Below are 12,836 nucleotides of genomic sequence, written 5' to 3' on the forward strand. Positions count from 1 at the left end.
ATAAGTTTCGTTGATCTCACATATTCCCCATAAAAACGCTGGCTCGTTGCTCCTTGCCATTGCATTTGAATACTAAATATAGATTGATTGAGATTTTGTTGTATACTCTGGCTGCGTGTTTGCATCTCTGCTATATTTTTGGCAATTTGTTCGAGCTGTTCAGGTTTGACTTTAATCTCCAAACCTTCTCCCACCTTCCCCTATTTTATACCAAAAAGAACTCGAACTGCATCCATTTTACTTATTCTTTTTTGGAAAAAACATCAAAAATACTGTTATCACAAATTGCTTCAATTTCTTCTTTTACAAACAACTTTTGAAATCTTGTTCCAGGATTCAAAATTACATTCGCCTCTAAATCGATCGTTTTCAATAACTCGACTGCATTCATAGAAACATATGGACATTCTTCCGGAATAACCATTTCTAAATGTTTCAAATCAGAATATAGCGGTAACATTAATCCGTCTTCTATTTCAAAATAGTGAATTTGTAATTGTGTATTATCAGTGGAAATCAAATTCCCTTTCTCATCCATATTTGTATCCCCTTCTACAGAAGCAACAACGTATAAATTTGATTTTTGTAAAACATCATAAAAATGTCCTCTTTTTTCTTCATTTTGTAATGCTTCTACTAACGCTTCATCTAACGGACAAATTTCTAGTAAACTCATAAACTTCCACTCCTTATTTAGAATAAGATCGCCACCTTATTTGAATAAGATGGCGATCTTTACCTCTATTTATTTTTGAGCATCCATCTCTTTAATTTTGTTTAAATGTTCTATTGCTTTTTGGCGCAATTCTCCGTCAATAGTTGTCGCATATTGTGGTCGAGTTAAAAATTCGAAACATTTATATGCATTATTGTTGTCATTTTTCGTTAATAACTCCTCACCTGTTTGTAGCATTTTTCCAGAGACATCTTTCATCAATTGCTTTGCAGTTGCTTGTTGAAATCCTAGTTTTATGGATTGATGAGTTAACTCAATTACTGATGCTAAATCTTCAATAGTGTTTACACGAGCTGCTTTTTTATTTGCAGCATCAAATGTGCTTAAATAGTCAATCGCAGCTGTCACTCTATCTTTCACACCAGTCAGTTCAATTCCTGGTGTTTTATAAAGAATTTGATAGATTTCTAAAGCCGATACATAATTACTTTTTTCATTTGCTTCTGCTTGTTTTAATATGCGAGTTGCAACATTAGAGAATCCTTTTTTATCATGAACTCCACGATAAGCAGCTTGCCCATAATAATGTAAAGCATCATAAAGCTGATCTGGTTGACTCACTTTTGCGCTCGCCACTTGTAGTAATTGAATTCCCTCCATCTTTTTCGATGCCTTATCAATAACCTCCATACCAACAATTTGCTCAATTGTTTTATCAATATCTTTCAACTGTGCCAGTAGTATATATGACGGAAGTACCTTTTTTTCTACTTTTTCTTGCCAGCCTGCTGTCCCATTAATGTTTGCCCATTCACTTTCTGTTTTTTCCCATAGTTTATTTGCATACTTCACCATTTCTTCTCTTGAGCGTTCTAATGGGTGTTTTGTACGAATTGCATTCGCAATATTCAAGACAGCTGTATAATATTCTTCTTCATTTGCAGCATCATTTGCTTTTTTTTCAAACATAAGTGGCATTAATAATTTATTTGCTTCATCTTGAACAGATTTTTCTATCCTCTCTGTATTAACCAGTAAATTTGCTTTCTTTAAAGCGTCATCAACTAAAACATTAGGGTCTTCTTTCACTTGTCTTAGAAGTCCTGTTACAGCTGTTTGAAATTGCTGATTTAGTCGCTGTTGTTGCTCATCATTTGCTACATGAATCCATTGATTGACTAATAGTAAAACATTTTCATACTGTGGACTTTCAGGTTTTAAATATGTTTCAATTTCTTCTATCGCTTTATCAATCGGATCTGTTTTTTCCAGTTTCTTTTGAGCACTTGCGCCTGTATCATTTATCAATTGATCTTTTGACTTTTTCTCACTATCTATAGTTGTCGGATTATCTCCCTTAGTGGTTTGTTCCTTATGACTACTATTAGCTTCTTCTGCTACTTTTTTATCAGTTGGAGATGCCACGACTTCGGTTTGAATATCAATATTTTGCAGTTCTTCTTGTAATAGTTTGTTGAAAATATTCTCTACATGTTGATTTACATCTTCTACTAAATTAGAATCAACACTTTCAAACACTGATGTTACTAAATAATATTTACTTAGAGCTTGTTCTAATGATGCCGTATCTCCTGTATTGAGCCAAATGAATTCTTCTTCTATCGCCGTCTGATACACTTTTTCCGTGATGAATTGAATATAAGCCTTCCTATCCTTATTTAAATATTTTTGCAATTCTTCTTGTGTTGTAACCGATTCATTTAATACGTTAATTTGATTACGCAAATAAAATAACTCTCTATGATTTGAGTAATTTCCTCTTGCCAAAATTTTGTCCAAATTATCTACCGCTAACTTATGTTCAGCAATTGTCTTTGCTTTGGAAGGTGTATTTAATTGACTAACAAGTGTCCAATCTTCCTTTTTGCTATTGTAGTTAGTCAAATTGGTTAATGTATTTGAATGTGGTTCTTTTTGACTACCAAAATAGTCATTAAAAAATACAGATGAATAGTACTTTCCATTTCCAGCGTACCATTCAACTAAAATATCCCCAGTTTTTGGTGATACTGTTATTGTTGGATGAGGGTGAGCTGGTTTCTCTGGCTCTGTAGTACTATCGTCCCCAGTGTTACCTTTGTCTTCAAGAGTTTCTTTGTCTTTGGATGTTTCTTTGCCTCCGATATTAACAGAGTCTTCGGGAGTCCCATAGTTCCCTAAATTACCATTACCTCCTGTGTTACTAGTATCTTGAGAAGTTTCTTCGTCTCCTGTATTATCTTTATCCTCTAATCCTTGCGGCAACTCTATAGGAGTTGGAGTCTTTGTTTGATCCACTAAATCATCCGGCAAATTCTTACTCGGCTCTGCCATAGGTCCTCCCATATTAATTGGAGCTTCCATTTTAGGTGGTGTTGGTGCATCTGATAATTTGATTTCTGGATCTTTCTTTTCTACCGATACTTCATCTGGCTTATACGTTACTGGCGTAATTGGTGATTTATTATTTCCAATTAAGTCTGCTAAATTAATATTTGGCTTTTCTCCAGGTTTTTCATCTTTCTTTGTAGGATCAGTCACTAAATTGGGAAACATCGAATGTAGTCCATTTCCTCCTGTAATACGATCATTTTTTTTCTCTTCTGTATTACTTGCTAGTTTTAATGTTTCTTTTCCTGTCTTATTGAAACCTTTATCGTAAATAAGGTATCCTGATGTACCAAGTAAAGCGACTGACATTACAGATATGGCTACTTTTTTACCGAGATTTTTATTATTTTCTTCCATGTTTTTTCCCCTTTTCCCATCTTTATTGAATCCAGCCGTTTGTTTTCATTTCTGTTAATTTTTCTTGCGCTGTTCTTACTTCAGATTCATTTTCATTTGCTTGTACAGTTTTTCTTAGAAAACGACTCGCCTCTTCATATTTTTTTTGCTTAATTTTGAACATCCCATAAGCAAAATTCACATGCGGATCTTCATCATTCTGTGAATACGCTTCTGCAAAGAATTTTTCCGCCTCATTTCCTTGTCCCACCTTATCGTATAAAATCCCTATATTCACAAGAGTGTTTGTATCACGCGTACCACTACTTACAACTTTATTGTAAGCTCCTAAAGCTTGTTGATACGCCGCATTACTTTTTCCACCATCCCGCGTTTCATAAAATTGACCAGCTTCATAATATACAATCCCTAATTGATTTAGTAACTCTATATTTTTATTATCTTTTTGAATCGCTGCTTGTAATACGTGTGATGCTTGTTGATAATTATTATCTTTTTTTACACTATCAATTAAGTTTGTTTTATTCCAAAGCACATATAGATTTGAAAGTTCAATCGCATATGTAACATTTCTTGTATCTTTCATTATCGCTTCTTTTAAAAATTTTTCCGCTTTATCTAATTGCACGGTCGCCGCTGCGAGTTGCCCTTTTAAATACGAAATAAGCGCCTTATCTTCATTTGTTTTCATATTCATTTTGAGAATAACGTCTTCTGCCTTTTCAAATTCTTTCATTTTCATATAACTTACAGCTAAATCTCGCATTGCATCTTTTTTATATATTTCAATGCCTTTTGCATTATTTGCTAATGCTAATTCAAAATTAGAAACTGCTTCTTGATATTGACCGATTCGAAAATTTGCTGAAGCTAATAAATATGTGGCTTCATTATGTTCTTTGTCAATTTTTCGATCCTTTATTAATTTTGTTAGATAATCAATTGCAATTTTATTCTTCCCTTCAGCAACATAAATCGTTGCTAATTGCAGATGCGCCTCATCTTTCCCTTTTACCGTGATGGCATGGGAAATAGCCTCTTCCGCTAGTTTATATTTTTTATCGTGATACGCTTGACGTCCTTGTTCCATATATTCTTGATATTTAACATTTGTTGTATAGAAATAATAAGACATTGAACCGCCTATAACAACAATTGTTATGGAGCCTACAATGAAAATACGCTTTTTATTCTTTCTCCACCATTTTGATAAAGCCGACGGTTCCCTTTGTTCATGCGTCAATGTAAGCGGTTGATTCGATGCTTTTGCATTTAGAATTTCATCATCAATATCATATTCAACTTGTTTTTTTGTTTGTTTACGGTTCTGCAAAATACTACTAGAAACTGAGAGTGTTGCAGCTGCTTCCGTCAATGGTACTTTGGGTTCTTCTTTTATCTCATCAATAATACTTGCAATCTCCTTTTTTAAAGCCTGGTCAATGTTTGGAAATTGTACGATTCGTGAATAGACGAAACAAGCACTTTCTGTATTATTTTCTCTCTCCCATTCAGTAGCTAATTCTAAATAGCCTTGCAGCACCTTTTTATGATTTATTTCAGGTTCTTGATTCTCGATTGTTTGAATAATGTATATAAGTTCTTGTTTTAGAGTAGTTGATGGATTGAGTGAATTAAAAATTGTCTTATATTCATATAATGCCGCTTGCTTAAATCCTCTCTCTTCTAATAATCTTGCAATTTCCAAACATTTCGATACAAAAAGAGAATGTTCTTGTTCTACCTGTCTTTCTGTATCAATTGTTATTCTCTCTCTTACACAATCGAATGCATCATGCCATTGTGCAAAGCTTGGGCATTCCGCAAAAGTTTTACTATTCCATGCTTGCTCAAATAGCTGTGCAATTTTCCCGTTCCATTGATTATGTAGTACTTGCTTTAATAATGTATATCTTTCGCATTCTTTCTGCATTTCGTCCGCTTTAAAGTAACTTGCATCTGTCCATTTTTTATTTCTAACTTCCTCACTACACCAACTTAATATTTCTCCTAACAAAATGGCGCCAGCGAAACGATCTGCTTCTTTTTGCCATACCCCATTTTCCAAATAAGTTGGTGCGTAACCAGCTGAACCCGCTGGCAATAACGAAGGTCTTTTACTTTTTGGTCCATACATTTGCTCAACATCAACAAGTTCAATATAATGTTGACCTTCAATTGGATTTTCACTTAAAAAAGGAATCAGTACATTACTAGATGATAAATCATTATGAGCAACTTCATGTTCTTCCATCATTTTAAGTGTTGTAAGAAATGCTTCAGCAATAAAGAAACATTGCTCTTTTGATAGCCTTCGTTGCTCTTGTAAAATATCAGCCCACGTCGGTCCTTCAATCCAAGGCATTACAATACTATTAACAAGATCTGCAGACTTTTCTATAACAGATGCGTTTGCTTCTTTTGTGACAATATAACGCGAACATACTTTAAGTCCCATTAATGAAGAAAGAGGCTTTAAAAACGCTAATTGATGTTTTTCCGCACGATAGCGTTCCTTAAAAACTTTTAATGCAATTCGCTCTGCGCTAGTTTCATGTTTTAATTGATATACTGTCCCTTGTCTACCTTCTTGTCCATATGGCATATCAATTCCAATTACTGCTGGATGCTTTGCAAAACTATAAACATCTTTATTTAAAATTATTTTTTCTCCTACTTCTGGTCGGAATCCCATTTTATCCCCTTACTCTCATATGACGATTTTGATAGAAAAAACCAGGAACAATGGCTCCTGGTTTTTTGCAATTGTTCTATTATTAATATGCGTTATCTGTGTTACGGAATTTCTCAGCAATACGTTTTAACTCACTTGAAATACCTTCTAGAATAGGAATATATTGTTGCATAGCTTGTTTTGATTGTTGGAATTCTCCTCGGAATTTCGCTTGAGTCGCCCCAGCCCATTGTCCTTCTAAACTATTAATATCGCCTTCAAGTCTATTGATTTGATTTTGCGCTTCTCCAGCAGCATTTGTAAAGTTACCTGCGATTCTTTCAAGTTCTTCTGGTGTAATTTTAATTTCTGCCATCTTATTATTTCCCCTTTCAATTTATAAATGATGCAACAATTAGATTATAAACTATATTCATACAATTTTTAAAGGGTTAAATTACAAAAAAATTCTATTTTTTTCAATTTAACCCTTAATTTTTACTATTTCATTGTTCATTTTGACCATTTCGCAATAATTTTTTGTGTCATGTTATGAAGTAGATGTAATGGCGTATATGCACATTTGATTTTTATCGGTTTTCTACGCATAAAATACCCTTCTCCATTTGACAATTCCTGATCCATCTCAGTATGAGGAAGTTTTATATTAAAAAAATAAACATCATTATTTTGAGTTGTACCTAATAAATAACTAAAACTTCTTTTCCTAATATCTGAAAACCATTTTTCATGAGAATAGCTACTTACATTTGACGTCGTAGCAGATACAATAAAATGAACCCCCTTATTTTTGCTATTTTGAACAATTTGTTCCATTTTATTCTTCGCATCAAAATCAGAAGATAACATTGCTAACATCTGATCTATATCATCTATAGCAATCAGCATTCTTTTATATGGGAATTTCGTGATCGCATTTGGATTTAAAGATGGGATCACGCTCTCTCTATCATTTATTATTTCTAATAAACGGTCTATCATTTCCTTTAATTGCATACCATCTGTAACTTTCTTCTTCACATGAGGTAAATCTCCTAGAGCTAAAATACCTGTAGGTCTTTCAGAAAGATCCACTAAATATAAATCAATCTCTTCTGGAGAGTATTGATACATGATAGAAAATAGAAGTGTTTGTAATGTTGATGTTTTCCCACCTTCTATTCTTCCACCAATAAATATATTGTTCATTTCTTCCATTGAAAAATTTTGAAAATGAATATCTTCCGTTTCAATACCTGCACAAATTTGAAAAGGTTGTAAATGTTCAATCATATCTTCTGCCAAAATTTCTTTTGGAACCATCGGAATCTCTTTTGCTTTTTCACCATTCCATTCTCTATTCATTTTTTGAATAATTGTTTTTAACTGCTGTGAATAATCGAGTTCATTCTCTCCAATGAACGGCAGTGCTGCCTGGAATAATTCAGGAGGTTGTCCTTTTATTAATCCTCTTCCAGCAGGAACTTCAACTAATGGGAAATTAGGTCTCCCTACTAAACTATGGTATTCTGTTCTATCTTGTAATTCGAAAGTAATTGCCATCGGTATATTATTCCGAACACGATCAAACATATCGATCGTTTGATTAAGAGAAAAATGGAAAAATACACCGTAAGTACTTGACTCTCGTAATAATAGTTCTAACACATCATTTTCTTTCTCATATTCATTCTTAAATCTTATATAACTATCTATCATTACAACTATAGCAGGAACCTTCTTATCTACCATTCGGTTATACATTGCAAAAGATTTGGCACCAATATTTGAAAAGTTCTCTTTTCTAACCATTATTTCTTTTTTCAAGAAACTAAATAACCTTTTCATCTTTTCATATTCGCCTTCTTGAACAATTCCACCCATATGAGGTAAATCTCTAAAATCTAAAAACATACGCCCAAAATCAATCACATAAAAATTCACTTCCTCTGGCGTATGACAAACGGCAAGAGACATAATAATCGTTTGCATCATCGTTGTTTTACCTGTTCCTGGCATACCATATATATTTAAATGACCCTCTAACAGATTTAATTTGAGAGGATATTGGGCTTGATTAGCGACATCATCAATTAATCCTACAATTATTTGTAGTTCTTCTTTTTCTTTATTCCATACATCAACATTCCAATTATCTATCTCGTAAAAATTATTTATTAATAACTTTTCTGGCAAAGGATCTAACCAAGGGCCTGGTAGCGCTTTAATATTTTCTTTTTCAGCTACCTTTTTCACATATTGAATAAACGCCTGTAACTGCTTTATGTTATTTGTCATTGGTTTCCGGCGTTTCTTAATCTTTATTCTTTCCCCTGAAAGTTTAACTTCTGTAAAATCAACAATTTCAACAACTTTTTCTTCATCTGGATTATATGGAGCACCACTCCATGCAGATTGAAATAACTCTAAGAGTTCATTGCTGCCGACTTGCAAATAACCACGCCCAGGTACATTAATTTTAGATGCATCTGGAATTTTTAACATTTCACGACTATCTGCATCATCTTGGACACGTAAACAAATTCTGAAACGAGAGTTACTCCATATTTTATCATTTACAACACCTGACGGTTTTTGGGTTGCTAATAATAAATGAACTCCTAGTGTTCTTCCTATTGCAGCGACGCTTATAAGTTCATCCATAAATTCTGGTTGTTCTTTTTTCATTTGAGCAAACTCATCAATAACAATAAATAGATGTGGCAACGGTTCTTTTTCACGCCAACTCGTTTCATAGTATTCATCCAAATGCTGAACATTACCAGCTTGAATGAATAATTTTTGCCGTCTCTCCAATTCTGCCTTTAACGATATCCTTGCACGTTCAATTAAGTTTGGATCTTCTAAATTCGTAATGGATGCAATAATATGCGGTAATCCTGCAAATGTATTAGACATTCCACCACCTTTATAATCGATAAGCATAAATGCCATCTCATGAGGGTGATAGGTAACAGCTAATGCAGCAATAATAGACTGAATAACTTCACTTTTTCCAGATCCAGTTGTACCCGCCATCAACCCATGCGGACCATGTCCTTTTTTCTCAATTTTATCATGTATATTAAGAAAGACAGGTTTACTCCCTTCTCTCACACCAATTGGCACTGGTAATGAAGTTGGATATCGGTTTTGTTTCCATCTTTCTAATACTTGTAAATCTTCCATCTTTTTCACTTGAAACAAATCTAAAAATGTTAATACTTTCGGTATATTTGCCGCTGTAGAGCTTTTCATTCGAATTGGTGCAATACGACGTGCCCCTAGTTCGCAACGTTCAAATGAAAGCCGATCTACTTTAAAGTTCGCATGTGTTGTTCCTTCATTTTCACCTGAACTAGAAAACGTTTCTACTAATTCGCCATGCTCTCCATTTACACTAATAACAAGATCACACTCCATAGGCAAGCGTTCTTTCTGCTCGGCAAATATAAATGTGGACGCTCCTACACTTTCCCCTTCTCTAAGCAACATTGGAATGAGAGGATCATCTTCCAAAAACTCTCGTGCGGACAAGAAAAAAACATACATTGGTATTAACGGTACTTTCGCATCGGCTTGGGTAGAGGAATTATAAATTCTACGCATATTTAGCGTTGTAAATATTGTTTCAGCCAACTTTTGTGCATCTGGTTGATTCTCTGCTAAAAAACGTAGACTTCTCTGCTCATCCCATACATGAGGAAGCCATCTCATCCAATCCCATTGTTTTTTCTCGTTTTCATGATAAAAAGCGGCTATTTTCACTTCATTCGGTGCATGATGTGTCATGATTTGAGTGGTAACAATTCGTATAAAATTCAACCTATCTTCTTTGTTCCCAACTACACCAATTACGTCATTTTTTTTCAAAGAAATTGAAATATGTCCATTTGGGATTGTAGTAAAATCCCTTTTCACATTTTGCGCTTCTGTAACTAATGGATTTTCTTCATATCCTTTCTGCTCAGGCACCTTCAATTCTACAAGGAATGGTCTTTCCCCTGTTCCAATACGAACATCTAAAAAATCTGGGCTTTCAGGTGTTCGTTCCCATAAATTACTCTCTTGATTTTCAATTCTATTTATACTTTTTAATGGGCTTGGGTTTTGTGTAATTAAATATTTTGCTTGTTCAACCTTTAATGTATCTAATTCCACTCGATGTTTTTGAATTTGCTCCAAATATCTCGTTTGCAACTGTTCAACCATCTGACGATGTTCTTTCTTTTTACGAAAATGTCCCATTGTCGTAAAAATGTAAGACCCTAACATAGGAATACTAGAAACCATCATAAGTGGCAAATAACTTGAATTGAGCTTCATAACCTTCATCATCACAAAGTATAGAATCAGTGTCAAAATCGTCATCGCCGCTGGTAAAATCATTGTTTCAATTGAAAATTTAGGTTCTTCTGGTATATTCGGTGGATCATGAATAATAACTTCCCCTGTTGGTATATCTACTTTCACACGTGGAGAACGCTGAAAATATGGTGATTTTTGCACAAAACATTTCTCCTTCCTTACTCAAAAACTATTATTCAATGATTTTCCATACGTAATCTTCATCATTGGAAATGTCATTTGATTGATTCATAGATTCTTTACCACCCTCTTCTGCGGGTAACATTTCAAAAGAAGGAATGATTGCACCTTTTTTATGTAACATGATATATTGTCCATCCCAAACATCATTATCCCTTAGAGTTTCATCATTACGAATAGAGCTCCACTCCTCTTTATCTTTTGTAACCTTAATTTCATAAATATTACTTAGTGCCACATCTACTTTTTCATGATGTAGAATTGCTTCTATAATTTGTTCCACCTTCACATCATTTGGAAGCGCAATATCAATTTCTTCATTTGATGCTTTTATATACGTAACAATAATTTCTTCCAAATTCCCTCACCTTGTTTCATTAGTTTCTTACCAAGAAATATCTAAAAATGAAATATCATCACTCGTTGGAGAACGCTGCGCCCTTTGAATCTCCTTCAATATTTCTTTAGAATGATAATCTGTAAGCGCCATGAGACCATCTGAATGAATCACAATTCTATTTACTTGTTTACGAGATAATGTCTTAAAAAAAACCTCCACATCTCCACCTATAATCCCACGGTGAGTAGACCATCTTTTTTCTACACTTCTCTTCCCTTCTATACAATCCTCATATTTTTTCCAATCTTGAAATAAATACACATATGAATCACCGTGTGTAATAATTGTTACATTCGCTAATTCTGCATTAGGAGTTATTTCAACTTTTCCACAAAGAAACATGGATTCACTACCTTGCTTCCGCTTTTCCTCTAATACATCTCTAAGTAACCACGGTATTTCTTTTGGTAACGAAAAACGTTTCACCTCTTCCCTTCCTTCTTCGGTCCAATTTTGCAAACATGTATTTAACATAGTAAAAGCATTATCTCTTTCCAATATTTCAAATAGATGTAATAATTTCATTCCAAGAAATTTTGCAGCTATTTCACCATGAAAGGACATCCCGACACCGTCACATAATACAAATGTAGAACTATTTCCATTATCTTGAAATGCCAAAAAGTCTTGCCCACTTTCATTCAAGTCTTGTGTTTCTTTCGCCCTCATATAACTATAACGATATGTAAAAAATTCACTTCTCTTTTCTTGTAATATCGTCTCCTTTGTTTGAGGCAAGATATATTTCACTTATATCCCCCCTATCTAACCGGTGTTGCAGCAGACATTTGAAATCCAAGCGATACTAAGTCCGCATTTGTACCAGGAAACATCATCACTGCGCCATCTGCAATATGAAATCCGTGTTCAACCATCATCTCACGATAACTTTGTGGGATCGGTGAGGAGAGTCGTTGTAACTTCGCACCATATTCATCCAAAATGGTCGTATCTGGCATGATTCCCTGCCATTGTTTTATATTAGCAATGCGGCCTGGCATAATTTCATCTGAAATAAAAATATTTTCAACAAGTATATTCCCATCTGGTACAGACATATTCATAATCCTTTTTACTATTAATTCCGGATCCTCACCGGTAGACGCTCCATCGGTCATATGACAAATTACAGGAGCTGGTCCATCTTGCAAATTCGGTAATTCTTTTTGTAATACTCTCTCTACTACTGAGAAGGCTTTCGCTGTATCTGTTAGACGTTGCGTCTGAATTTTTTCTAATGGACGTAGTCTCGCTACCTCATCAATTGTTTTTACTCCACCCAGTAAATCAAAAACATGATCACTATATGCTAAAATAGAGAGTTTGTACCTCGGAAGTAACCGACTTCCTTTTGTTGAGCGAAATACCATTTGACGAATTGCTAAAGAAAGAGCATCTGTCACAATGTCAATCCGTCTTTTTTCTTCTCCTCCCGCATCCATCGTTTGATTCATTGATGCACTTACATCAAGAAGATAAATTATATATGCTGGGGTCTGTTGTGTTGCTTGCGTTTGATATAACATGTTTCATACCCTTTCATTCATTTATTATACAAACTTTTTTTATATTCTTATTTCATTATAACTTAAGAATTTTCTTTTTCTCAATGCATTATAGAATTTTCCGACATAATTTATTTTCGAAATCATCCTTTCCTAAAACGTAATTCTTTTTTCTTTCTTTTCTGACTTTGTTTCAAACTCTACTATTTTAAAAAGGTTATACTGCATTACATAACGTTTTACTTTATCACGCATATTATTAGTAAATGATTGATGGAGGTCCAT

10 protein-coding genes are annotated in these 12,836 nt (G+C 34.0%); all 10 read right to left on the reverse strand.

Translation table 11 applies throughout. The features are described from left to right. On the reverse strand, positions 1 to 182 hold a 182-nt coding region (locus tag MR063_RS09510), incomplete at its 3' end, for a WXG100 family type VII secretion target (protein WP_242196906.1). A 59-nt stretch (positions 183 to 241) separates the two neighbouring features. Next, the gene (locus MR063_RS09515; protein ID WP_242196909.1) at positions 242 to 676 is read right to left on the reverse strand and encodes an SseB family protein; all 435 of its coding nucleotides are present in this window, start codon (positions 674 to 676) and stop codon (positions 242 to 244) included. 69 nt (positions 677 to 745) lie between these two features. Continuing rightward, the gene (locus MR063_RS09520) at positions 746 to 3,424 is read right to left on the reverse strand and encodes a hypothetical protein (RefSeq protein ID WP_242196912.1); all 2,679 of its coding nucleotides are present in this window, start codon (positions 3,422 to 3,424) and stop codon (positions 746 to 748) included. A 22-nt stretch (positions 3,425 to 3,446) separates the two neighbouring features. Continuing rightward, positions 3,447 to 6,119, reverse strand: coding sequence for a tetratricopeptide repeat protein (locus MR063_RS09525; RefSeq protein WP_242196915.1), 2,673 nt, complete (start codon positions 6,117 to 6,119; stop codon positions 3,447 to 3,449). Between the two features lie 82 nt (positions 6,120 to 6,201). Then, positions 6,202 to 6,474, reverse strand: a complete 273-nt coding sequence (locus tag MR063_RS09530) for a WXG100 family type VII secretion target (RefSeq protein WP_242196919.1) — start codon at positions 6,472 to 6,474, stop codon at positions 6,202 to 6,204. Between the two features lie 137 nt (positions 6,475 to 6,611). Next, positions 6,612 to 10,607, reverse strand: a complete 3,996-nt coding sequence (essC, locus tag MR063_RS09535) for a type VII secretion protein EssC (RefSeq protein ID WP_242196922.1) — start codon at positions 10,605 to 10,607, stop codon at positions 6,612 to 6,614. 31 nt (positions 10,608 to 10,638) lie between these two features. Then, a complete protein-coding gene (locus MR063_RS09540; protein WP_242196925.1) occupies positions 10,639 to 11,004 on the reverse strand; it encodes an EsaB/YukD family protein in 366 nt (121 codons plus the stop codon). 27 nt (positions 11,005 to 11,031) lie between these two features. Beyond that, positions 11,032 to 11,796, reverse strand: a complete 765-nt coding sequence (locus MR063_RS09545) for a PP2C family serine/threonine-protein phosphatase (protein WP_242196928.1) — start codon at positions 11,794 to 11,796, stop codon at positions 11,032 to 11,034. 11 nt (positions 11,797 to 11,807) lie between these two features. Continuing rightward, positions 11,808 to 12,572, reverse strand: a complete 765-nt coding sequence (locus MR063_RS09550; RefSeq protein WP_242196930.1) for a vWA domain-containing protein — start codon at positions 12,570 to 12,572, stop codon at positions 11,808 to 11,810. Positions 12,573 to 12,704: 132 nt separating this feature from the next. Beyond that, the gene (locus MR063_RS21795; RefSeq protein ID WP_277927825.1) at positions 12,705 to 12,836 is read right to left on the reverse strand and encodes a hypothetical protein; all 132 of its coding nucleotides are present in this window, start codon (positions 12,834 to 12,836) and stop codon (positions 12,705 to 12,707) included.

Source organism: Bacillus cereus group sp. BfR-BA-01492, assembly GCF_022662815.1.
GTDB lineage: Bacteria > Bacillota > Bacilli > Bacillales > Bacillaceae_G > Bacillus_A > Bacillus_A cereus_BD.